This window comes from Grimontia kaedaensis, assembly GCF_023746615.1.
GTDB lineage: Bacteria > Pseudomonadota > Gammaproteobacteria > Enterobacterales > Vibrionaceae > Enterovibrio > Enterovibrio kaedaensis.
In genome coordinates this window covers 760,587-784,378 of sequence record NZ_CP082276.1, presented here as the reverse complement: position 1 = coordinate 784,378, position 23,792 = coordinate 760,587, and the positions used below count along the sequence as shown (strand labels likewise).

The window sequence follows — 23,792 nt, the reverse complement described above, 5'->3', positions numbered from 1 at the left end:
TTTTCGATGAACTTTCGCACCTCATTAATTGCCGCTGCATTTAGCGCTGTTTCTTTCTCTTCTTTTGCAGCAATTGATGTATCAGAGCCCTATGCACGTGCAACGCCACCCCATGCCCCTAACAGCGCTGCTTTTATGACCCTGAAAAATAGTGGAGACGAATTGGTTTCTCTCGTAGAGGCAGCAACCCCGGTAGCAGGAACAGTTGAACTGCACACACACGCAATGCATGACGGCATGATGAAAATGAGACAGGTGGAAACCATCGATGTGCCAGCTCAAGGAATGACCGAATTAAAGCCTGGTGGTTTACACGTTATGCTGTTTGATTTGCAGAAACCGCTCAAAGAGGGTGAATCGCTTACCCTTACCCTAACCTTCTCAGATGGTTCAGAAATAACCAAAGAGATACCCGTCAAAAAGGTCATGTCTGGCGCACATATGAAACATAAGCACTGAAATGGTCATTAATTTGCCAAAGTTCTAATCTATTATGCTGATGAGATGCTTAGTTTTTTAAGCTGTATCAACATTGAGGCGGATAAGCCTGCGACCAAGCGGCAGAATACTAAAACGCAGTCTATTGTTATACTGCAGCCAGTTGTTTGTATAACAGGTAAATATAAAGCAGTAAGGCAACCCAACAAAAACGAAGAGGTTTTTACTATGAAAATTCGTCTCCTAGCAGTAGCAGCAATCGCTTCCAGTGCATTACTGGCTGGTTGTTCAAGCAATAAAGGTCTTGAGCAAAGCGTAGCTGACCTGTCGTCTAAAGTGGACTCTCTGTCTAACCAAGTTTCAGCTCTACAAGGCGACGTAGCAGACGTAGCAGCGGCATCAGCGCTTTCTTATGATGAAGCGGCTCGTGCAAATGAGCGCATTGACAACATGGCGCAGTCTTACAGCAAGTAAGAACTGCACCATTTTCCTCCTATAATTCTGCGGCTCCCTCGGGAGCCGTAGCATTTTGTGCGAAAGCGTTTCCTACCTCTATTGGCACACCGGATTGCACAGCAAGTGCTGCGCGATACCGGCTAAAATTCATCTGGTTCGATTTCAACCAATGCGTGATACGCGGATCAGGTTGAGTCAGAACTCGTTTACCTACTTCTGTTTCATCAACAGAAAGCGGTCTATGTGCTTCAACAAACACGGCACCATCTGGCTCATAACTGGTTTTTACCGGTTCATTGATAATTCGAACCTTTTCACCCAATGCGACTTTCTCAAATAACCAAACAATATCGCTCGGTCTCATGCGAATGCAGCCAGCACTGACCCGAAGCCCAATACCGAAATCCTTATTTGTACCATGAATGAGGTAAGAGCCGGTACCATATGCCAATCTCAGCGCGTGAGTACCCAACGGATTTTCGGGGCCAGCAGGTACCACATCTGGCAGCACGATATTGCGCTCTTCCAAATACTCTTTTCTCAGGCTTATAGGTGGTGTCCAAGTCGGGTTTTCGCGCTTCTGGCTAATTTTAGTTGTCATAATCGGCGTTTCACGACCAACACTACCAATACCAATCGGGAATATATGAACTTTTCGGTTTTCCGTATCAAAATAGTAGAGGCGCAATTCCGCCAGATTAATAACAATACCTTCGTAATCAACTTCAGGAAGGATCAGTTGCTGTGGAATGGTGACAAAAATTCCCGGTTTTGGCAGATAAGGATCAACGCCCGGGTTTGCAGAAAGCAAGGCCAAAAAACCCACGTTGTAGTCTTTGGCAATCAATTCAAGGTGTTCACCAGGCTTAACAATATGGACAGGGTTGTCCCCTATCAGGCGTGTTTCGGCCTCTGGCCAGGCATACTCGTTCGCCATCGATAACGTCGGAAGAAGGCCAGCAAACAAGACAGGGATAAGTTTACACGCGAATTTCATCTCGCTTTTTTCTCTCGCATTTATGAGTTTTTAGAATCTAGTTAAAAGATAACACGAGATATGACCTTTGCTATCTGCTATGCCTTTCAATATCCGTGATTATTCGCTCTTGTTTCTCATGGCCGACACATAAAGATAAAGAGCGCCTGTCAGCGCTCTTTTAACGAAATAGTACTTTGCTCACAATGTGCTCAGAAGAACATACGTAGACCAAAGGAGCCTTCAAACTTAAAGGCTGCATCTTCCTGCCAATACCAGGTTGAACCCGCTTCACCGTATAGTTCAATGTTTCCATGTCCCATAGGGACAGCGATACCCAGGCCCGCTCTCGGTCCCCACTCGTGGTGTTTGTCATCTACCCACTGCGCACCCGTGTACGCATACATTGGAGAAAACTCAGGACGGGCTAACCAATCTCCGAGGTTCCACAATCCATCCACCGCGACGCCTGTTTCTTCAATACCGAGAGAAACACGCAGATTGTTTTGACCAATAGAGACTCCCGACATAGGGGTACCAAAAAATACGCCCGCAGAAAGGCCTTGTGCAGAAGCTGGCAGTGCAGTTGCAGCAAGTGCGAACATCAAAATATAACGTTTCATTAGAAATTCCATTCCCGAAGTGCTTTTTGGAAACTGGCGGCTAATTAACCACTTAATTAATACCTGACCGTTGGGGGCTCACTCTACCCATCATCGATGACAACTACCATACTGTAATGAACGTTTTTTCATAAAAACGTAGGGTCTGATGACCTTTTGTTATGAATTTTGCAGCTGTTTGTGGGTGCTTTGTTCAAGTAGAGGTTTTGATGTATAGCTCTCCTGCTTGAAACAACCGATAACGCAGAAGAAAGGAGTCACAAAAGCTGTCCGATGGGTTCGACTTCTCTTCCCGTGCTAAAAGCGTTTTATTCTTTGTTGAGCCCTGTTTGCTTAGAAACACTGGGCGTCACAAACCTCGCCGCGCCTAAAACGCTTTTCGCTAGAACAATATTTAACAAAAAAGGTCAACAGGCCCTAATCTCCTGAAAGATTTTTAACGTTATATAGGTCTGATAAGTAAGTGACATGCTTTTGCACAAATTGAAAAACGGAGTAACCCGATGCTGATCCGAGTGACAAAGAAATCAGAAATAAAAGAAAACGAACTCACCCCGGAAAGTGTTTACAAGTCCCGTCGTGAAATTCTGAAAAAACTCGGAATCGTGACAGCGAGCCTCCCCTTCGCCGCCCAATCTCAGGCCAATATTTTTGGTATTTTCGGTAGTGATGATGACAAAGCGCCTGATGGCACAACGTTTGTTAGATCTCCGCTGGTTTCAGAGAAAACACCTTATGGCAAAGGGCTCGAAACAACGCCTGAGTCAAAAGTGCTGACCTATAACAACTTCTATGAATTCGGCACAGGAAAAGGTGACCCCGTAGAAAACAGCCAAAATTTCGTGGTTAATCCATGGACACTAGAAGTCGATGGCTTAGTGAACAACCCCATGAAGCTGAGCTATGACGACTTGCTTAAAAAATTCCCGCTCGAAGACCGCTTCTACCGCATGCGCTGTGTTGAAGCCTGGTCCATGAATATTCCTTGGGTAGGCTTCTCTCTCGCTGCACTATTGAAAGAAGCGGATCCAATGGGAAGCGCAAAATATGTGGCATTCGAAACCCTTCATGACCCGAAGCAAATGCCAGGACAACGTTCTCAGTTTGTAGGTGGTGGTATTGATTACCCTTACGTAGAAGGCTTGAGACTGGATGAAGCCATGAATCCACTGACCTTGCTTAGCGTCGGACTATTTGGTCAAACACTTGCACCGCAGAATGGCGCACCAGTGCGCTTGGTTGTACCGTGGAAATATGGTTTCAAGAGCATCAAATCCATTGTGAAGATTCACCTTCTGGAAGCGCAACCAGCGACAACTTGGAATTTGTTGGCTTCACACGAATACGGATTCTATGCCAACGTCAATCCTCAGGTTGACCACCCTCGTTGGAGCCAAGCTTCAGAGCGATTTATAGGTGAGGGTTCCATTTTCAGCTCGCGTCGTCAGCCCACCGCGATGTTTAATGGCTATCAGGAAGAAGTCGCTCACCTATATACGGACATGAACCTGAAGGCGAATTATTAATGCGTTTAACGCCCACGCACATCACGCTGATCAAAACGATTGTTCACCTTGTTAGTCTTGGGTTTGCGGTCAACTTGGTGAACTTGGCTTTATCGGGTCGGTTTGGTGCAGATCCGGTCGATGGCATCACTCATTACACAGGCATCGCTGCGCTGAATACCTTGGTGGTGACTATGTTGGTCAGCCCGATCGCCCGCTTTACTAAAAACGGTTTGCTGGTTCGTTGTCGTCGCGTCGTCGGCCTTTATGCGTTCTTTTGGGCAACATTACATATGCTGACCTATTTTGCGCTGGATCTGACCTTCAATTTCTCACTACTTGGGACAGAAATCCTGTCGCGACCATATCTGACATTTGGTGCAATTGGCTGGCTAATTCTGTTTGCACTGACAATTACATCAACTGCAAAAATCCAACGCCGTATGGGCGCGAAATGGCAGAAGTTACATAACCTAGTTTATCTAGCACTTATTCTTGCACCAGTTCATTTCTACTGGTCCTCAAAATCAGAACTTATTGAACCGACGATTTACATACTTTTGGCGCTCACGCTGCTAGCGATTCGTTGGAAAACCCTAAAAAGAATCGTTGCGAGACCAGTATTTAGAAGGACATAGCCTCACTTTTGAACAGCTCTGCACAATTAGCGCATCCAGATATAGCAAATTTCAAATTTTTGCCATACTTTAAGGAACCTTGACGCAACCCTATGTTGTAGTGTTGATTTTTTGGAGTAGGCGTTTTTGCTGGACGAACTCATTTCGCAGAGCTTGAGAGATTTTCAATCTGACTGTGTCAGCTTCTGCGAACACCATTATCCGACGATCCACAACCGTGGGATGAAAGAGAGCCATTTAGGCAAAGCCTTGGCGCGTCGTTTAATACACTCCTATGACAACCTTAAAATCGCTGCCATATACACACAGCTCGATGAAACAGCCACGCTCAAACACCCTGCGTTTCGAATTGAGAGCCCTGAACATCAAATCTATATAGTCGCACACCGCTTAATCAGCGCGAATGTTGCCTGCCGAAAAGGTCTTGTAAAAGATACCCAGTGGACCTTAGAGCATCTAGATAGGGCAAGTGGTAAAGAAAAACGACTAATCATTGTTGCCGATCACTGGGTCGACCGCTCCAGCGCAAGTAAGTCTGTACCGAGTTGGTGGCTCGGTCACCAACCTATACATAAAGAAGAGTATGCCGCACAAGGGATCCGATTAGTCGACGCAGATCGCAGCCTTTCGGAGGATATTGAGCAAGAATGCAACCTAAGTGACGGTCGACACCGAATATTTCATCCTCTTTTCCGGCATCGCGATGGATTGCCACTGTTCAAATACATGCTACTCACCGCTGCCTACACGCTGTAACTAATCCACCCTGAACGGAATATCATGACCACAGAAGTTCACGCTAACGATGCGGTGTTGCGCGACGCACCATTGTTACGCCTTTTCCTTCGCTATTCACTACCTACCATTACTGCCATGCTGGTAACCGGAATTTACGTTGCGGTCGATGGTATGTTTATCGGCCATTTCGTTGGCGAAGAAGGTCTGGCCGCAATTATGCTCGCCTATCCCATTGGATCAGTGCTTTATGCTCTCGGCAACCTGATTGGCATGGGTGCAGCATCTCTTGTTTCTATCAATCTTGGACAAGGGAAAGCAAACGTCGCGCAACATATTGTCGGGAACGCATTGTCCTTCTCTCTGATTGTCAGTCTTTTTATCTCAATAGTCGGAGTGGCGTTTTGCCAAGATGTTATTCTCGCACTCGGTGCAGAAGGTCGGGTTGCAGAAATGGCTGTCACTTATCTTCGGTGGTATTTCGGGATGGGCGTATTTGCACTGGTATCCATGGCATTCTCTATTTTGCTAAGAAATGATGGAGAACCAAATCGCGTCACTTTCATTATGATCTTCGGCGGTGTACTGAACATCATCCTAGATTGGGTCTTTATCGTCTTGATCCCTTGGGAGTTGAAAGGCGCAGCGATTGCGACCATGCTGTCGCAAGCCGCAACTGCATTGCTTTGTTTGCGCCACTTCTTCAAACCAACCACCCGGCTACGCTTTACACTAAATTCCATTGCCATTGGGGCCAAAACGGTCACAGACATTATTCAACTCGGCATTCCGGGTTTTCTGATGTACCTGTATCTGTCTGTTGTGCTCACTTTTCACAATATGGCGTTTCTCGCCTCTGGAGCTCCGATCAATGTCGCTGCCTATGCCATAGTCAGTTATACGGAAGCCTTTTTCTATTTAGCTTTTGAAGGTATCGCTTTGGGCATGCAGCCAATCACCAGTTTTAACCTGGGTGCAGGCCAAATTCAGCGTGTTAAAACCAGCCGGAATATCGCCTTTGCTGCGACCATAATTGTCGCCGCTTTTGGATTGTTTATCGTATACGGATTTCCTGAAGCTATTATCTATGCCTTTGCTGGTGATAACCCCGAACTGGCAGGTGTTACGCAGAAAGGAATGTATCTCTATTTTTGGGGATTACCGATGGAAGGTTTGCTTTTAGTCGGAGCCATTTATTTTCAATCAATCAACCAAGCAAGCATTGCCAATTGGCTGACTGGCGGTAAACTGGTCATTATTGCCGCAATGCTGTATTGCATGACGAAACTACTCGGCGCAACAGGCACTTGGATTTCTCTCGCCTGTACAAGCACTCTACTCACTGCATGGATGCTGTGGAAGCTATATCAAACGCAGTCCGTTACGGAGTCACAGGGAAATCAACCACTATAAGAGGCAAGGATGCTCGAAAAAGTCATTAGCATACTATTTCCGGTATTTGCCGTCGTCGTCGCTGGCTTTTTTGTAGGCAAGGCATTCAAACCGGATATGCGCCATATCAACCGAATCAACATAGATTTAATGGTGCCGTGTCTGGTGTTCACCACCCTTTCTGTCATGCCTATGGGCGGCCAACAAAACTCGCTCATCGCCGCAGCAGTTCTCGCTGTTTTACTCCCAGGTGTTTTAATGTTCGGCATCGGAAAAGTAATGTCACTACCTTTTAAAACCTGGGGACCACCTCAAATGTTCCGCAATAGCGGGAACCTTGCCATACCTCTTTTTGGCTATGCATTTGGGGTTAATGCAGAGGCTCCTGCTGTCTTGCTATTTGTGGTTTCCGTCATTCTCCATATTACTGTGGGCATGGCTTTGCTAAGCAACAGCGAATATCGCTTCACCAAAGTCCTTAGAATGCCATTGCTATGGGCGGCTATGCTCGCGCTGGTTTTCAATTTCAATGGCTGGACCGTTTGGAATCCACTCAAAGAAGGTATGACGCTCGTTGGAAATGCAGCGGTTCCTGTTATGCTGATTTCGCTTGGCGTTCAGCTTACTGCCATTAAGTGGTCTGGGATTCGTGTTGGGATTTTGAGCACGGTACTGAGCTTGGTGACAGGAGCAACCAGTTTTACTCTGATCTACTTTTTTATTCCTCTTCCGTCAGAACACATGCGAATGATGCTTTTGTTCGCCATGTTACCACCAGCCGTCATGAATTTTCTTTACGCCCAGCGCTTTAAAGTGGGCGCAGACGAGGTAGCGTCAATGGTGCTGTTTGGAAATGGATTTACCGTATTGACGCTGCCTTTATTGCTTATCGCGGCTTTTGCATGGTTGTGAAGCATTAAAGAGAGGGCTTCTTCCAAACTGATTTGAAATCAAACCAGCCGACGCGGTTTGAGGCAACATCTTCCAGTTCCTGCCCATCTACAACGCCCTGCCAGATATGGAAAAGTGGGACGATCTGTGAGGATTCAACCAACAAACGTCCTAATGACTCTGCGTTGAAGGTTTCGCTTTTTTGGGCGCGCCACGCCACCATTTTCTCAACCAATGCCGCAAACTCTCCCTCTGGCATTGCTGATGAGATATGATCAAAATTCATCAACCAGGGCAGAATAGCATCATGCTTCTTGCTACCCAAACTCATCCCACAAAGCCAGATATCCACTTTTTTCGGATTGGTCGGCTGCATCATCTCTTCGTATGGCACAGTATGAATTTCTAGCTCGACGCCATCCTCTTCCAACATCTCTTTTAGTGCTGCAGCAAGAAGTGGAAAGAGAGGATTATCGGCCTGATGAGCCAGCCTAAGCTTTGATTTTGCAGGGGGCAATACATCTTGTCTCGCCGTTTTGGTATGTATCCATCCTGGAACTAAACCATAGGCATTAGTAAGACGGTATTCACCGATGCCTCTTTCAGCTAAGTGAGGCAACAAGAAAAGAGATGAAACGCGCTGACAAAGGTAATCCGCCCAGCGCTTGTCCTTCGCAATGCCCGTTTTTCTATTCAACAAAAGGTAATCACAACCTTCGTCAATCTCCAGTCGCTCGTTAGCGGCGCTTTGAAGCGCACCTTGTCGAGAATCCAACGCGGTAGGATCAAGTGACGCTGTGGGCTGTAGATAACACATTGCCGCGCTATCAAGCACCCATATTTCAATTTCATCAGTCAGTGCACGAAAACCAAAATACTGGTCGTGTGCCTTTAGCACTAGATGCCGTCTGTTGTTTTCGACGATTCGATATGGACCTGTCCCTACAGGAAAAGCGTCAGCATCTTTATTTTTTGCCGCCTTGTGGGATTGAATCGATGCCATAGGAACAGCCAAAGTTTCAGCAAACCTCACATCGGGTCGGCTCAAAATGAAATCCACGACGTTCTCTGCTGGCGCTTCAATGTGCTTAATATGAGAAAAGTAAGGACTGCCGGACATGGTATTGATTGACCAAATCACATCTTCTGCACTCAGTAGCGTGCCATCATGAAATTTGACTGCAGGGCGCAAATAGAATCGCCAATGGGTATCTGTGATGGATTCCCAGTGATGTGCCAAGTCTGCCTCGACTTTCTCATTAGCTTCGCTCAGTCGTGTCAATCCATTGAAAATTTGAGAGACCAAGTGCTGCTCGGAACGGCGCAAAGGTTTGGCTGGGTTTAGCGTAGGGAATGAGCGGTAATAGGGAAGGCGGATGATCTGCTTACCTTCTTGTGTAGAGACGCCCAACTGTTCCTGGATCAGTCTTGCCAATTTGGCGGCGTCGTTATCCAGCTCTTCTAGTGCAGCGTCCAGTTTGCCTTCCTGAACCCACTTTCTAACACGGCGCATTTGAAGATCGGAATCACTGCGGTGGAACGTCAGGCGACTCTGCTTTCCTCGGCCGACAGCGGGTTCCCAGGTCAACCAGCCCTGCTCCGCCATCTTGTTGAGGACCATTCTTGCGTTACGACGTGTACAACAAAAGATGTCCGCCATGGTCTCAAGATTGGTATCAGCGTCTTTACCGTCGAAACGGTTATAAATCATTGAAAACTGTGTTTGAAGGCGTTGTCCGGACATAAAAAGGGGAACCTGAGTAGTCAGCGATTATCGAATTCATTTCCTATTTTATACCTAAAATCATGATTCTCCAGCAATGGTTAGCTGCTCAACTTATCGCCACTCAGCATTGGTACTTCCTCATTTTGTCGGTGAGCCATTGTTATTTCATCTAACAGCGCTATTATCGAAGCACGATTGAAGATTGCCTTCACGCTGCCGAGAGGTTTAGTTCTCGGACATTCTAGATTCCGGAGTTCTTATGAGCGAATCCACCGTTCTTTCCCACTTCCACAAAAAACAGGCCTGGATGGCAAGCCACGTAGAGAGTGCACAATTTCCAACGGCTGAAAGCAAAGAAGGTTTGCGTTTGTATAACGCAGCGGAATCAGAGCCCATCTCAACGGAGAAATCTACTGGCAGCGCAACAGAAGGCTTTACATTTTACGAGGTTGATTGCCACCCACTGATGGTTCGCTACGCAAAAACGCTCGCACAAAAATGGCCAGAATCAGAACGCGAAACCATCATGGAGTTCCTCTCTCAACTTTCGCTTACAGATCTGCCGACGCCTGACGGCATGCATGTCGAACTGTATGTCGCAATGCAAGACGGCACGCCAGCGGCAACGGGAATGTTATTTAGCTCAGAAGAGTCTGATGGAAAAGTCATCGGAATTTACGATGTATACGGACTGACGACTCACGCTTCAAACGCCATCAAACAGCACCTTATTTCACTCGCAGGTGATGGAAACGTTGTTAGCGAATAGCGTAATGCACTCCCAGAAACACAAAAGCAGAGCTCAGGCTCTGCTTTTTTCCGCTTTAGCGCTTTTATTTTACTTGTCGACTGGAAAATGGGCTTTCAAAAAAGAATCAAACAGTCGTAGCTAGGCAATTACGAACGGCAAGCACGCTCTTTTTTGACGATAAAGAATGCTGCAACGATAAATGCGACGACCAGAATAGTTTCCACGTTTCTCTCCTAAAAAGTTTTGCTCTGCGTTTCGTAGCACCGCCAAAACTACTGCCACGTCTTGCTTTTGCGAATTGATGATTTTTTATTCGGCGCGAATTATAACCAAAACCTGTCAGCAAATCTCGTGATTTGTTAACTTTTAAGGTGGAAAATTCACACACTCAATAAAATACGTGAATTGACTCCATAACCAATCATTCATATTAAATATAAATAAGCACTATTTCATTGATATAACTCAACAAAAAAATAAAGCCACCCCATAGTGGAGCGGCCAATTATTCACATAAAAATATCAAATCTTATTGAATGTGAGCACCACCTTCCGCCCACTTACCAATCAATTCGCGCTCTTCCTGTGTCATTTGCGTCAGATTACCAAGAGGCATGATATTGGTGGTGACTGTCTGTGCCACAATCCGGGACACTTCTAGCTTCATTTGCTCCGGCGTATCTAAAATCACACCGGCAGGAGCGGTGGCAAAAGCTGGATGAGTCGGCGCTTGAGAGTGACAAACCGTACAACGCTCCATAATGATGCCTTTTACGGATACAAACATTGTTTCTTCGCCACCAGCGGTCGCAGCCATATCATGAGAATGAGCGGCAGACGCTGTCGGTGCATTTGACTGAGGCGCTGAGACAAATGCCAGACAAACCAAACCTAACGCAGCAGTTGGGATTGTCCACGCATACTTTTGGCTTCCATGACGTGTATTGAAATAGTGACGAACCAATACGCTGATCACTGAAAGACCCGCCAAAATTGCCCAGTTGTATTCGTTGCCATAAGTACTGGGGAAATGGTTACTGATCATAATGAACAGCACGGGCAGCGTGAGATAGTTGTTATGACGTGAACGCAACAGGCCTTTAGCAGGAAGCTCAGGATCCGGCTCTGTACCCTCTTCAATCGCTTTCACCAATCCACGCTGTGCAGGCATGATGATACGGAACACATTACCAACCATAATGGTACCGATAATGGCGCCAACATGAATGTAAGCGCCACGGCCACTAAAGACCAAACTCAGCGCCCAGGCAGCAAAGACTAAGAAAGCAAACAACACCAACCCAAGCAACATGGGCCTTTTGCCCAATGGGGAGTCACACAGAAAATCGTAAACAAACCAGCCTGAAACCAAAGATCCAACACCGATCGCCACCGCTGTCATTGGCTCTATACCCGACCCCGGTTTAACGAGGTAAATGTCCGCATTGGAGTAAAAAACAATAGTGAGCAGTGCAACACCCGTGATCCAGGTGAAGTAAGCCTCCCACTTGAACCAATGAAGTGTTTCAGGCATTTTAGGCGGCGCTAGTTTGTATTTCTCGAGGTGATAGATACCACCACCGTGTATCGCCCATAAATCGCCGGACAACCCCTCTTTGGGGTTCGATCTGTTTAAGTTGTTTTCCAGCCATACAAAGTAGAAAGATGCACCGATCCAGGCAACACCAGTAATCATGTGTACCCAGCGCACTGCCAGATTGAGCCATTCCGTGAAATACGGATCCATAACAACCTCCTGTACGGACGCCGTCGCTAAATTTGTCTGCTACAAAAAAGCTTACGTCGTCCCTTCCTGTTTTTCTCAGATATCGGCCTGTTCATTAACCAAAGCAACAAATCGCTTACGTTAATATGATGACGTTATCAATTGGGCGCCAATATCACACGTATCTGTTCTGAAAAGAAAAACTCGTCACAGTTATTACCCACACCGTCCCTGTCGACCACCAGAAACTGATCGTTAGGTGTTAATGCAAGAACAGGATGATGCCAAACACCCCTATGGTAATTCACGCCCTGGCTAGCTTTCGCATGAAAAGCGCGGATCGAATCTGGCTCCGGCACTTCTCCCGGCGGCGCGACAACCACCAGATAGTCATTGCCTAGCAAAGGCATAAAAGCCTGTGAGCCCTTGGGATGACGTTCCAACATCATGATGTGCAAAGGATAGGAAAGAGGCGTCGCCTGAAAGATATTGATGATAACGCCGCTGCCCTCATCAACTTGGGTCGTTGCGAGCTTATGGTAGCGACGTGTAGAGCCGTTATTAATCATGAAGTAGTCACGATTTTCGGCTTCAATCACATCACCAAAAGGCGTAAACGATTCTTTCGTCAGCGGTTCCGGTTTTAACATCAATTCCGTGACTGGCACTCTTCCTTCTCCTTTGTCTTTTTCTCACTGTAACGGGTAATCAGCTCAGCCAGATTTCCTGCCAAATAGGCGTACACGACTTATGCCGCCATCTGGGAAAATGTTGACCCTGACGTGGGAGATCGCACCCAAATTATTCACCTGCTCAGCAAACTCATGGATGGCGTCTGCAGACAGCTTCTGACTTGGCAAGAGCTCACGCCAGAAGAGGCTTTGCGTGGCAATTTGCTCGTCAGTGCCACCTTCTACAAAAGCCGCTTGAATCGAGACGCTATCTGGGAAATTTCCTTTGAAATGGGCTGTATCAATAACAATCCGCTCTACCAATCCCGCATGCCCCATAGAAAGGATGACCCAGTCATTCCCAGGCACGCGACGACGCGCTGTTTCCCAGCCGTCTCCCATATTGACACCGCGACCAGGCATGATCAGGTTACTCATGTGACCGAAGTGTTGGTCATTACATGCCAGAGCGCGTCCGCCGTTTTCTACAGCGACTAGGTCGAGTTCGCTTTCCGGGTTAACGCGTTCCCAATCAATTTCAGGATGACCATAAACACGAAGCCTTGCTACCCCACCGTCTGGATAGATATGAAAGCGGACATGGGTGAAGGGTCGGTCAGAATAAATATCTGCAAAGTGGTGGCTGTCTCCCTGAAGATTCATTGAAGGCAGAAGTTCTTCCCAAGTCTGTTCGTCGGTTGGATTACCATCAGGGCAGTAACAACCTTCCAGTGATGCTGAAGGAGGATAGTTTCCAGTGAAGTGAGAGGTGTCGATATCTACGCCGATGATCTTGCCCGGCAAACCAAGGCGAATCACACAGTAGTCGTGGCCTTCTTCACGCTTGCGTCGCGATTCCCAGCCATCCATCCATTTACCGTTATCATCGTAAACGTCTTCTTTCCATTCCGGAGGCGCATCATCAACAAGACGTTGTTTGTCTGCGAAGAAGTCATCTGTCGCGTAGATCGCTTCAGTACCGAGCCGGCTACTGGCGAGATTAACGAGCTTGACGAAGTCAGGACGATTATCCATTTCCATTGCTTCCTTTATCACATATATCTGAGACACCGGATGACGTTAAAGCTGTGGTGTCGGTGGATACAAAAGGTCGCGTCTTTTCCCCTTTCACTGTAGCTGGAAGCATCGAGTGTGCTTCCGGCGAGCTTCAATTTGCGAGACGCTGAATTCGTCGACAAGCCCTGAAATAGGATTGATATGTCGACGGCCAGAGAGCTACAAATCACGTAGCCTGAACAGTGCGATTTTGTTGATTTCAGCAATCGCAGTGTTGAATTCAGTTGTTACATCGTTTTCTAAACGTTTTTCGAACGCTTCAAGAATCAAGTGTCTGTTTGCCCCTTTCACCGCCATGATAAAAGGAAACTGGAACTTTTCTTTGTAGCGATCGTTGAAATCGGTGAAACGGGCAAACTCTTCTGGGGTACATTGATCGATACCTGCACTTGCCTGTTCTGACGTTGACTCTGCCGTTAATTCACCAGCCTGAGCTGCTCGACCGGCAAGGTCGGGGTGAGCAAGAACGACCTGCATTTTTGAAGAGTCTTCCGCATTGTTGAGCACATCTGCCATGCGGGAGTGAAGCGTCTCCTGTTCATCAAACGCTGCATCAAGCCCAGCACCATAAGCTTGCTCTGCTACCCAGGGACTGTGCTCGTAAACCCCGCCAAACGTATCGACAAACTCTTCTTTCGTTTGCTCGCTGGGGCGACAGGTTGAAAATCGTGCCATTACTATGCCTTTCCTTAGACCTGTTTAGTCATGCTTGGATGTGGGTGATGCTTGTGCCAGTGTTTGGCGATATCAATTCGACGGGTGATCCATACCCTGTCATGTTGCTTCACGTATTCTATAAACCGCTTAAGCGCAGCCAGTCTTCCCGGTCTGCCAATCAAGCGGCAATGCAAACCGATAGAAAGCATTTTCGGTTCGTCCTGTCCCTCTTCATACAGCACATCAAAACTGTCTTTGAGATACTGAAAAAATTGCTCGCCAGAATTGAAGCCCTGAGCGGTAGAGAAGCGCATATCGTTTGTATCCAAGGCATACGGAATAACGAGCTGAGGCTTACCTGGTTTGGTTCCATCTTCATGCCAGTACGGAAGATCATCGTCATAAGCATCAGAGTCATAAAGAAAACCACCTTCTTCAGCGACCAGTCTACGTGTGTTTGGGCTGGTTCTGCCCGTGTACCATCCTAATGGCCGCTCTCCTGTGACCGCTTTAATCGCCGCGATAGCTTTTTGCATGTCTTCCCGTTCGTCTTCTTCACGAACATATTGATAGTCAATCCAACGGTATCCGTGGCTACAAATTTCGTGACCTTCTTCTGCCATCGCCTGAATGGCCTCTGGATACCTTTCTGCGGCCATCCCAACGGCAAATACCGTCAAGGGAATCTCATGTTGTCGGAGAAGTTTTAAAGTCCGCCAAAGTCCAGCACGCGTGCCGTATTCGTAGATTGACTCCATGCTGATGTGCCTGACACCCGCTAAGGGTTGTGCGGAAGGAATTTCAGATAAAAATGCTTCTGACTCCCTGTCCCCATGCAATACACAGCGTTCGCCGCCCTCTTCAAAATTCAGTACAAACGAAACCGCAATCCGAGCCTCCCCCGGCCATCTTGGATGAGGGGGACGAGCACCATAGCCTTTCAAATCCCGAGGATAGTCACTACTCATCGCGCCATTCCTATCATTAATCCTTGCATTAAAAGCCTGAGGCTCACCGTTTTTCTTTATCAGTTTATTAGGAGCAATCAAAGGAAGATCTTTCTCCTAGCTGGTAAGCACATTTTTAGTATTACATTTTGTATACAATTTACAAGAACAAGTTGACGAAATGTTGTCGCCTTCATATTTCTAGAAATCCATCTCATGCGAGTTTTGCATCAAATTCCTGCGTTAACCCCTTTAGATAACGGCTTTCTTATAGGATTCCCACTATTGATACTGCGCATTTTTCGACCTTTACAAGAATTAAGTATTGTGTACATTTTAATTTATTAGATGTGCACACGTAATGAAATGTATCGGATCATATGTATGTTATTCGCTCTCGAAATCACGATCATCCTTGCTAGATACAAGAAAGCACGAAGGAATAAACCATAAAGAAAAGGACAGAGGTAAATGGGAAAGCTCACAACGCATGTGCTCGACACGGCCAAAGGTAAGCCGGGGGCGGAGATTAAAGTGTCGTTATTCCGTTTAGACGGAAACAATCTTCAACATGTCATCACCATGACTACCAATCACGACGGGCGTACCAATGAGCCATTGCTGGAAGAGACAGACTTCCAACGAGGAAAATACCAATTGCAGTTTAATACTGCCGAATATTTCAAAAATAGCGGTGTAGCCCTAAGTGATATCCCTTTTCTTGACGATGTCGTTATCCGGTTTGGCATCGATGACGAGAAAGCGCATTACCACGTCCCTTTACTGGTTTCTCCCTATAGCTTTTCAACATACAGAGGTAGCTAGCTGACTGGCCTACGAATGCTCATTTAAATAAACAGAATCAATGCGAAAAGGAAAAACTCGCAGTAACTCCTAGAAGGAATATATCAATGGATAAGCAAAGCACTGCTGAACAACCCATAGGAAAGAGTGGCTTTCTTGAACGCTACTTTAAATTGAGCCAACACGGCACATCGGTTAAGAACGAACTCATAGGTGGGGTCACCACTTTTGCCACTATGGCGTATATCATTTTTGTGAACCCCAACATTATGTCTGCGTCCGGTATGGATCCAGGCGCGCTGTTTGTTGCTACCTGTGTTGGTGCCGCAATCGGTACCCTGATGATGGGGCTATTTGCAAACTGGCCGGTGGGGCTTGCTCCGGGCATGGGCTTGAACGCTTTCTTCGCATTTACCGTGGTAGGTGAAATGGGATATAGCTGGCAAGTTGCCCTTGGCGCGGTGTTTATTTCCGGGGTCATTTTTGTTGGTTTGAGTGTCTCCCGAGTTCGCGAATGGATCATCAACAGCATACCCTCTTCACTGCGCTACGCCATGACGGCTGGCGTCGGTTTATTCCTTGGTATTATCGGTTTAAAAAGCGCTGGGATCGTTGTTGGCAGCCCCGCCACTTTGGTCACACTTGGCGACTTTACTCAGCCACCTGCCATTCTCGCTGCCGTATGCTTCTTCATCATTTCTATATTGGCAGTTAAACAAGTGTTCGGTGCTGTTCTGATCGGTATTTTCGGTACCACGCTGATCGGTTTAGGTCTTGGTCTCTTCGAATACGGCGGCATCTTTTCAGCGCCACCAAGCATCGCGCCAACCTTCATGGCAATGGACATTGCTGGCGCACTGAATGTCGGCATGATCAGCATTATTCTCGCCTTCCTGTTTGTGAACATGTTTGACACCGCAGGCACACTGATGGGCGTAGCAGAACGTGCAAACCTTATCAACAATGAAACAGGACAGATTGATGGTCTTCCGAGAGCCCTGAAAGCAGACAGTATGTCGAGCGTTATCGGCGCATGTTTCGGCTGTCCACCCGTCACAAGTTACGTGGAAAGTGCCTCTGGTGTATCAGCAGGCGCAAGAACAGGTTTGTCTGCTATCGTGGTTGGTCTGCTGTTTCTGGCCGCTATTTTCCTCGCGCCGCTGGCAGGGATGATCCCAGCATACGCTACAGCAGGTGCGCTTATTTACGTTGCTTTCCTGATGATGAGCAGTATCCGCCACGTGAACTGGGATGATTTTACTGACTCCGTTCCAGCCGCAGTTACCGCTTTAATGATGCCGCTGACCTTCTCCATCTCAAACGGTATCGCACTTGGCTTTATCACCTACACCGTACTCAAAGCGGGTACCGGAAAGTTCTCAGATATTTCGATTGCAATGTATGTATTGAGCATCCTCTTTGTGTTCAAACTGATCATTCTCGGATAACTAATAAAAGGGGCCCAAAGAGGCCGCTAATTTTTAATTTTTCGTTTCAAAAGGACCAACGACGTCCCAAGGGTAATTCGATATTCACCACTAACGCTGCCGCATTAAAAAAGGAACGCCGGCAGCTTAAAGGAAGAAGTTATGAAACTGCTCTATGAATTAAACGATAAACCACCTGCAGGCTCCACAGTCCTGCTAGCCATACAACACATGCTTGCCTCTATCGGCGGTATTATTGCTGTACCACTCATTGTTGGCACTGCCATTGGCCTACCAACCAGTGACGTTGTCACTCTTATTAATGCTGCACTATTCATCTCAGGTGCTTTTACCATAATACAGTGTATTGGCGTAGGGCCTGTGGGCATCAGACTGCCAGTCGTCATGGGTTCCAGCTTTGCATTTCTAGGGATAGCTATCGGCATAGGTAAGGCTGACGGTGTTTCTGGGATTATGGGCGCTGCACTGGTTGGCGCGTGCATGGTGATCGTCTCCGCCTTTTTTATGGAGCAAATCCGTAAACTATTTCCACCGGTTGTCAGTGGTGTTGTCGTTACGCTGATTGGTTTAACCATATTGCCCGTTGCCATGAACTGGGTGGGTGATGCACCGGCAGGAAGCGAACATTTTGCAACGCTACCCAAGCTTTTCCTTGCTGCCATTTCTCTTTTGGTTGTTTTGCTCGTTGCGACTTACGCAAAAGGCTCAGTAGCTGCATCAGCGATTGTCATCGGCTTGGCTGGCGGGTACTTGGTGGCACTGAGTATGGGCATGGTTGACATGAAACAAATCGGCGAAGCAAGTTGGTTCGCGACACCTGACCCTCTCAAGTTTGGACTCAGCTTTTCATGGCCAGCCATCGTGAGTATGTGTCTTGCCTATATTGTCGTGATCGCAGAAGCTACAGGCGATTTCCTTGCACTTGCTAGCAATTGTCACCGTACGATTTCAGGTAAAGACCTCAAGCGCGGTCTACTGGGCGATGGCATTGGTAGTGCGGTAGGGTCATTATTTGGTGCCATGCCATTGGCTTCATTCAGCCAGAATGTCGGCATCGTTGGTATCACTGGCGTAGCAAGCCGTTACGTGGTGGGCACCGCAGGTGCTCTATTGATCCTTGCTGGACTTTTCCCGAAATTCGGGGCACTCGCGGTGACAGTACCAAAACCAGTGCTGGGTGGTGTTGGATTCATCATGTTCGGCATGATTGCCTATGCGGGTATCCGTATGTTGGTAAAAGCCGCTGACACACGCCGCAATGCTCTTGTCATTTGTGTCTCCTTGGCAGCAGGTCTTGCAGTCACTATCAAGCCTTCTCTACTTCAGCATCTGCATCATGATGTCGCTCAGCTTCTTCACTCAGGTATTACCACAGGTACTATCGTGGCTGTTGTTCTGAATCTGGTGCTTCCTAAATCAAAAGAAGATGTTCATGCGGAAAAACAGGCAGAAGAAGAGGAAATGAACAGCGATCATTCGATCCCGCTCAGTGAAGACACCGCGGAGCCAGCGATGACTAGCACTTCTTCTCATAGTGATACGTCAACAGATCAAACCTCTAAACCGACTTAAAGTCCCTCAGCGCCAGCCCCGAGTTTTTAAAAGCTCGGGGCTGTTTATTTTCCAGCAAAGGATGTAGACACATGGCAACAACCTGGATTAAAAATCCGCTCGCGATATGGACAGGTACAAATGATGACGCCACTGGCGGTATTGTTGTTCAAGGAAACACCATTATAGAGGTAGTCGCCAAAGGCGCAGTTCCCACCCAACCATTCGACCATACCCTGGATGCTTCAGAGCACGTCGTGTTACCCGGCTTGGTTAACGCCCATCACCATTTCTACCAGACGCTCACCCGTGCTTATCCAGATGCATTGGACAAAGAGTTATTTCATTGGCTAAAGGCGCTATATCCAGTATGGGCAGGCCTTGATGAAGAAATGATGCAGCTTGGTACAGAGCTCGCTAGCGCTGAACTGCTGCTCTCCGGGTGCACTACAGCTTCCGACCACCATTACTTAATCCCTGTTGGTTTGGAGCATGCCATTGATATTCAAGTAGAGGCCACAAGAAAACTCGGTTTGCGCACTGTGCTTACACGAGGATCAATGAGCCTTGGTGAAGATCAGGGCGGGTTACCCCCAAGGCACACCATCCAAACTGAACAAACCATCATTGATGATAGCGTTCGCCTAATCCGCGAATATCATCAATCTGAATTTGGCGGCATGACCCAAATTGCCCTCGCCCCCTGCTCCCCTTTTTCTGTCACCACAGAGCTCATGAAAGAAACGGCTCACGTTGCCAAACAACACAATGTGATGCTTCATACCCATCTTTGCGAGACCATAGACGAAGAGAACTTCTGTCTGGAGCGTTTCGGTTATCGCCCCGTTGATTATCTGGAAGAAGTCGGCTGGCTGAATGACAGAACCTGGCTGGCACACGGTATACATTTCAACGACGAAGAGATTAGCAGGCTTGGACAATCTGGTATTGGAATTTGTCATTGCCCAAGTTCTAACATGATGCTCGCCTCAGGTATTTGCCGAAATCTAGAGCTAGAAGAAGCCGGCGCTTCTGTCGGGCTTGGCGTGGATGGCTCAGCATCAAATGATGGTTCCAATCTGGTAAATGAACTACGAATGGCGACTTACATTCAACGGCTGAGATACGGTTCTGCCGAAGTCAGTCACTTTGATGCTTTTCGCTGGGCGACACAGGGCTCAGCGAGAAATATCGGCCGAAAAGACATCGGCAAGCTGGACAAAGGTATGTTGGCAGATATTGCTATGTTCAAGCTAGATGAAATTCAATTCTCTGGCAGCCACGATCCTCTCGCTGCGCTAGTACTTTGTGGACACCATCGTGCAGACCGTGTCATGGTTAATGGTGATTGGCGCGTAGTTGATGGCGAATTGGTCGATGTTGATAAGCAAGAGTTGATGGTAAGACACCGTGCAGCTGCAAGAAGGTTGGCTGATAAAGCTCAAAAATTAAGGCGCTAAAAAGCGCCTTAATTTTTTTGTCTTTGCCATACTAATTATCAGCGCGCTTAACCGATTTCTTGCCGCTCAAGCTTTGCGCGTTGATCTCTTTGCCGGTGACATAGTTGAACGACGAAACCACCAGCGCGTAAACAACATCGACTTCAGTTTGAGTAGAAGGTGTGTAGATCATGACAAAGCCCTCCCAACCCAAACGTTTAGATGACCAAGGATGAAAGGTTGCCCAGTTGTTTTTTACCGCTTCTTTGGCTAATTCTGGCGGTAGTGAAGCATGGAGACTGCCGTCGGGGTGTAAATGCGCGAATTCTCTGCCACCGACGATGGCCTGAGGGTTCGCAAGCGGAACACCGTCGCGAATCCAAAAGCCTTCCGCACCTGGAAGAGAAAGCATTGAGCCTTGCAAAAATACATCAGGGATCTTTGCTACCTTGTTTCTGAGTTCAGCAATCAGGCTAGTATCTGTTTTCACATTCAACTGCACATGAGGAACGCTATCTGTTGTATCCGGAATGGCCGTTTCTCTTGGAGAAAGGTCGCCAGCCAAATTGGCATGCGCATTTAATGTTGTAGCAAGCAAAACTGTTGAAAACCAACACACGCTTTTCACTCTGAACTTCATAAGCTTTCTCTCCCAACCGTATTAGAAACGATAACGCAACCCAAGAGCCACTTCGTGGGCAGTAGCGCGGTCTATTTGGAAGCCATCAGTAAAGGAGTCCTGATAAGTTTGAGCATCACCCAGCGAGACATACTGATACTCCCCGACGACTGTAAAACTTTCATTGAGGGAATAGCTTGCTCCCAGGCCGACATTCCAGGTGAATTCGGTTTCCGTTTTGTCTGGATAGTCATCGTAGAACCCATCCACCGTACCATCCAGGCTATCAAAAAAGCCTTGAACTCCTTGGCCACCTAACTTTGCACTGTACTTGTTACGGGCGATACCCAAGCCACCTTTGATATAGGGCGATAAACCAGTGCCTGTATCGATATCATAAAAGCCTTCCACCGTTAGCGTTGTGCTCTCAAGTTTTCCGACCAGGGCATACTCCTCCCCATTTCTCGCTCCGCTGCCAAAACGTGTGCTGTTAAAATCGCTTTCGCGGTAACCCAATCGCCCTTCGATTCGGAATGACTCATTAACGACATAGCCCAAGCCAATCGTGCCTACCTCACCATCACCGGAATCAAAGTCATTCGGAAAATCCGCATCAACAGCAATGTTATTGCCATAGGCTTCGCTGTCTGTCGCTTGATAGCTTTTACCCGCCAGCACAGTGACATACACACCTTCTGCAAAAGTCGAAGTAGAGAATACAGTCGCGGCCAATACCGCAAGCGAGAACCTGGTTTTCTTTGAAATCATCTTCATGTCCCTTTGTTTGTGTACGCCATGTCGCACACAAACAATGTACAAGAAGATGTTTATTTGTATTATCGTGTATTAACGGACTTCATAATTCGCTCAGGAAGAACAATGATTGAATACCTCAAACATATGGCTATTTTTGTCCGTGTTGTCGACGGTGGATCATTCCGAGCTGCCGCCAAACAGCTAAATCTTGCTCCTTCCCGAGTGAGCCAAACCATTTCAGACCTTGAAGATTACCTAGGGAGGACGCTGCTCTACCGCACTACAAGAAAGCTTTCCCTGACCAATGAGGGGCGAATGTTTTACCCTCGAGTGGTAGAAATGCTCAATCAGGCAGAGTTAGGTTTAAACGAGCTCAATGCTATCTCGGTGGAACCCGTCGGAGAATTGCGGATCTCGCTTCCGGCATTTCTTGCTTCCTCTGACGTATCCACTGCACTTGCGGCATTTACCCGACAATACCCACGAGTTTCTCTCTCGATTTCTTACACAGATAAACCCGTCAGTCTGATTGACGATGGGTATGATTTGAACGTACGGATTGGTTGGCTAGACGACAGTTCCATGCTTTCAAGAAAGCTCGGTGAATACCAGCGCGTTCTGGTTGCTGGTGCTGATTATGCGGCTTCAAACCCCGCACCAAAACACCCGGAGGATCTTGTTAACCTTGAATGGATAAGCTTCAAGCACCGCAAGGACAGAATGGAGTTTATGTCTGGCGATAAATCAGTGAATGTCGTATTCACTCACTTTCAATTGAGAGTCGACACGATAGAGGCACTCTGTCATCTCGCCCACCAAAATGCAGGAATTGCGATCTTGCCTCAGCACATCGCTGAACCAGGATTGAAGTCAGGCGCGCTTGTTCAACTTCTTCCAGATTGGTCCTTGCGGAAGCTTGGGAGATATGCGGTTTGGCCCGATAAAGCAAGAAGGGAAAACTTAACGCTATTACTGGCGAGGTTTTTGGCGGAGCAGCTCGCAGATTAATGACTATACAAATAACAAAACGCCCCAAAAATAGGGGCGTTTTGTTATTTGTATAGTCATTGATGTCTCTATTGCTTAGCGAGGCAATTTTCCTAAAGCTTCAGCGACCATATCCACATTGCCAATACCACAAGATGGCAGAGAACCACTCCCAGAGAACCCTGTAAACGCAGACGGTGCTTCACCGATAAGCTGGCTAATGGTCGTACCCGACTTCGCCACAACAAGTACGTTCGGGCCCGCTGTCTCAGTGAGCGTCTGATCCGTCACTAAATTGCTTAGCGCTGAAATGCGTTTTTTGCGGTCAACACTCCACCAGTTCGCCACAAAGTTCGTCCCCCCAGGATGGTATTCGGCGGTGGCTTCAACGACTTCGCCGAAAATGCTAAATGAATAATCATGACTACCCGGCACGCCCACACTGAGCTGTGCAACATCACAGGTACCCGGCGTGGTATCAACCTGCGCGTTCATCATGTGCTTACTAAACATCTCAGTTTTCATGCCCATTCTTTTCATCGCGCCGTAATATCCTAGGGAAGAGGTTTGGTAGCTCAATGCGAATATATTGAAATCTGCGCCGTTCGAACCGTCGCTATTAAACGACGTCGCAGGTAGATTGGAAGTATTGATTGGTGTGCCCACAAGAGCAAACGCGACATTCTCATCAGTGAATACTCGACCCTTCGCATCTGTCACTTGAATGACTTAGCACTGCAATGACCGAATAATCAGCATGCCGAGGTTGTCTGGCCCCTCAAATACAAGCCCCATGTCAGTTAGGCTATTTACTGAAACGCCATTTGGGACCAGTGCTTACTTTGAGTAGTATCTTGATCTGCAAAAACACGTTTGCTATCACTAGACCTATCTTTTGCATCAACATTCGATGAGATTGTAATAACGGTTAATAGCGCTATAGCCTGTGTCAATCGATTGTATTTCATCCTTTTCTTCT

24 protein-coding genes are annotated in these 23,792 nt (G+C 47.2%); 13 read left to right on the top strand and 11 right to left on the bottom strand.

The features are described from left to right. Window positions 1–6: 6 nt before the first annotated feature. Together K6Q96_RS20330 and K6Q96_RS20325 are read left to right on the top strand one after the other, a co-directional pair. Complete coding sequence (locus K6Q96_RS20330) at window positions 7–459, top strand: copper chaperone PCu(A)C (protein ID WP_251882262.1); 453 nt, start codon at window positions 7–9, stop codon at window positions 457–459. 207 nt (window positions 460–666) lie between these two features. After that, entirely contained in the window at window positions 667–912 is a 246-nt protein-coding gene (locus K6Q96_RS20325; protein WP_251882261.1) for an LPP leucine zipper domain-containing protein, read from the top strand. A 19-nt stretch (window positions 913–931) separates the two neighbouring features. Here K6Q96_RS20325 and K6Q96_RS20320 read toward each other — a convergent pair whose 3' ends face one another. Then, complete coding sequence (locus K6Q96_RS20320) at window positions 932–1,891, bottom strand: L,D-transpeptidase family protein (protein ID WP_434802185.1); 960 nt, start codon at window positions 1,889–1,891, stop codon at window positions 932–934. Window positions 1,892–2,082: 191 nt separating this feature from the next. Next, entirely contained in the window at window positions 2,083–2,493 is a 411-nt protein-coding gene (locus K6Q96_RS20315) for a hypothetical protein (protein WP_251882260.1), read from the bottom strand. A gap of 503 nt (window positions 2,494–2,996) precedes the next feature. Here K6Q96_RS20315 and msrP point away from each other — a divergent pair. From msrP to K6Q96_RS20290, 5 genes are all read left to right on the top strand, one after another. Continuing rightward, window positions 2,997–4,019 (top strand): protein-methionine-sulfoxide reductase catalytic subunit MsrP, encoded by a 1,023-nt coding sequence (gene msrP, locus K6Q96_RS20310; RefSeq protein ID WP_251882259.1) that lies wholly within the window; start codon window positions 2,997–2,999, stop codon window positions 4,017–4,019. Then, window positions 4,019–4,636: a protein-methionine-sulfoxide reductase heme-binding subunit MsrQ gene (gene msrQ / locus K6Q96_RS20305; RefSeq protein WP_251882258.1), complete on the top strand. Its 618-nt coding sequence runs from the start codon at window positions 4,019–4,021 to the stop codon at window positions 4,634–4,636. Before msrP ends, msrQ begins: the two co-directional genes overlap by 1 nt. A 126-nt stretch (window positions 4,637–4,762) precedes the next feature. Continuing rightward, window positions 4,763–5,392: a hypothetical protein gene (locus tag K6Q96_RS20300; protein ID WP_251882257.1), complete on the top strand. Its 630-nt coding sequence runs from the start codon at window positions 4,763–4,765 to the stop codon at window positions 5,390–5,392. 24 nt (window positions 5,393–5,416) lie between these two features. After that, the gene (locus K6Q96_RS20295; protein WP_251882256.1) at window positions 5,417–6,784 is read left to right on the top strand and encodes an MATE family efflux transporter; all 1,368 of its coding nucleotides are present in this window, start codon (window positions 5,417–5,419) and stop codon (window positions 6,782–6,784) included. A gap of 9 nt (window positions 6,785–6,793) precedes the next feature. Next, window positions 6,794–7,675, top strand: coding sequence for an AEC family transporter (locus tag K6Q96_RS20290; protein ID WP_251882255.1), 882 nt, complete (start codon window positions 6,794–6,796; stop codon window positions 7,673–7,675). Window positions 7,676–7,679: 4 nt separating this feature from the next. On the opposite strand, the gene K6Q96_RS20285 is transcribed toward K6Q96_RS20290, so the two are convergent. Further along, window positions 7,680–9,398 (bottom strand): SgrR family transcriptional regulator, encoded by a 1,719-nt coding sequence (locus K6Q96_RS20285; RefSeq protein WP_251882254.1) that lies wholly within the window; start codon window positions 9,396–9,398, stop codon window positions 7,680–7,682. 241 nt (window positions 9,399–9,639) lie between these two features. Between K6Q96_RS20285 and K6Q96_RS20280 the strand changes: the two genes are divergently transcribed. After that, window positions 9,640–10,149, top strand: a complete 510-nt coding sequence (locus tag K6Q96_RS20280; protein ID WP_251882253.1) for a hypothetical protein — start codon at window positions 9,640–9,642, stop codon at window positions 10,147–10,149. A gap of 511 nt (window positions 10,150–10,660) precedes the next feature. Here K6Q96_RS20280 and K6Q96_RS20275 read toward each other — a convergent pair. The 5 genes from K6Q96_RS20275 to puuE all read right to left on the bottom strand — a co-directional run bounded on the left by K6Q96_RS20275 (window position 10,661) and on the right by puuE (window position 15,230). Continuing rightward, on the bottom strand, window positions 10,661–11,878 hold the full coding sequence (locus tag K6Q96_RS20275) for a urate hydroxylase PuuD (protein ID WP_251882252.1): 1,218 nt from the start codon (window positions 11,876–11,878) through the stop codon (window positions 10,661–10,663). A 137-nt stretch (window positions 11,879–12,015) separates the two neighbouring features. Then, a complete protein-coding gene (locus K6Q96_RS20270) occupies window positions 12,016–12,507 on the bottom strand; it encodes an ureidoglycolate lyase (RefSeq protein WP_251882360.1) in 492 nt (163 codons plus the stop codon). Between the two features lie 63 nt (window positions 12,508–12,570). Then, window positions 12,571–13,563 (bottom strand): allantoicase, encoded by a 993-nt coding sequence (gene alc, locus K6Q96_RS20265; RefSeq protein WP_251882251.1) that lies wholly within the window; start codon window positions 13,561–13,563, stop codon window positions 12,571–12,573. A 201-nt stretch (window positions 13,564–13,764) separates the two neighbouring features. Then, window positions 13,765–14,280 carry a 2-oxo-4-hydroxy-4-carboxy-5-ureidoimidazoline decarboxylase gene (uraD, locus tag K6Q96_RS20260; protein ID WP_251882250.1) on the bottom strand — a complete coding sequence of 172 codons (516 nt, stop codon included), beginning with the start codon at window positions 14,278–14,280 and terminating at the stop codon, window positions 13,765–13,767. A gap of 14 nt (window positions 14,281–14,294) precedes the next feature. Then, on the bottom strand, window positions 14,295–15,230 hold the full coding sequence (gene puuE, locus K6Q96_RS20255) for an allantoinase PuuE (RefSeq protein WP_251882249.1): 936 nt from the start codon (window positions 15,228–15,230) through the stop codon (window positions 14,295–14,297). Between the two features lie 450 nt (window positions 15,231–15,680). Here puuE and uraH point away from each other — a divergent pair, with 450 nt between their 5' ends. The 4 genes from uraH to K6Q96_RS20235 all read left to right on the top strand — a co-directional run bounded on the left by uraH (window position 15,681) and on the right by K6Q96_RS20235 (window position 20,472). Continuing rightward, complete coding sequence (gene uraH / locus K6Q96_RS20250) at window positions 15,681–16,034, top strand: hydroxyisourate hydrolase (RefSeq protein WP_251882248.1); 354 nt, start codon at window positions 15,681–15,683, stop codon at window positions 16,032–16,034. Between the two features lie 86 nt (window positions 16,035–16,120). Further along, entirely contained in the window at window positions 16,121–17,461 is a 1,341-nt protein-coding gene (locus K6Q96_RS20245) for an NCS2 family permease (RefSeq protein WP_251882247.1), read from the top strand. Window positions 17,462–17,602: 141 nt separating this feature from the next. After that, entirely contained in the window at window positions 17,603–19,033 is a 1,431-nt protein-coding gene (locus K6Q96_RS20240; protein WP_251882246.1) for a nucleobase:cation symporter-2 family protein, read from the top strand. A 71-nt stretch (window positions 19,034–19,104) separates the two neighbouring features. Further along, on the top strand, window positions 19,105–20,472 hold the full coding sequence (locus K6Q96_RS20235) for an 8-oxoguanine deaminase (RefSeq protein ID WP_251882245.1): 1,368 nt from the start codon (window positions 19,105–19,107) through the stop codon (window positions 20,470–20,472). Between the two features lie 31 nt (window positions 20,473–20,503). Here K6Q96_RS20235 and K6Q96_RS20230 read toward each other — a convergent pair whose 3' ends face one another. Continuing rightward, the gene (locus tag K6Q96_RS20230; RefSeq protein WP_251882244.1) at window positions 20,504–21,091 is read right to left on the bottom strand and encodes a luciferase domain-containing protein; all 588 of its coding nucleotides are present in this window, start codon (window positions 21,089–21,091) and stop codon (window positions 20,504–20,506) included. 21 nt (window positions 21,092–21,112) lie between these two features. Then, window positions 21,113–21,838 (bottom strand): outer membrane protein, encoded by a 726-nt coding sequence (locus tag K6Q96_RS20225; RefSeq protein WP_251882243.1) that lies wholly within the window; start codon window positions 21,836–21,838, stop codon window positions 21,113–21,115. Between the two features lie 111 nt (window positions 21,839–21,949). Here K6Q96_RS20225 and K6Q96_RS20220 point away from each other — a divergent pair, with 111 nt between their 5' ends. After that, complete coding sequence (locus K6Q96_RS20220; protein WP_251882242.1) at window positions 21,950–22,834, top strand: LysR family transcriptional regulator; 885 nt, start codon at window positions 21,950–21,952, stop codon at window positions 22,832–22,834. Window positions 22,835–22,909: 75 nt separating this feature from the next. Here the strand turns inward: K6Q96_RS20220 and K6Q96_RS20215 are convergent, their stop codons facing one another. Continuing rightward, the gene (locus K6Q96_RS20215) at window positions 22,910–23,533 is read right to left on the bottom strand and encodes a hypothetical protein (protein ID WP_251882241.1); all 624 of its coding nucleotides are present in this window, start codon (window positions 23,531–23,533) and stop codon (window positions 22,910–22,912) included. Window positions 23,534–23,792: the final 259 nt, after the last annotated feature.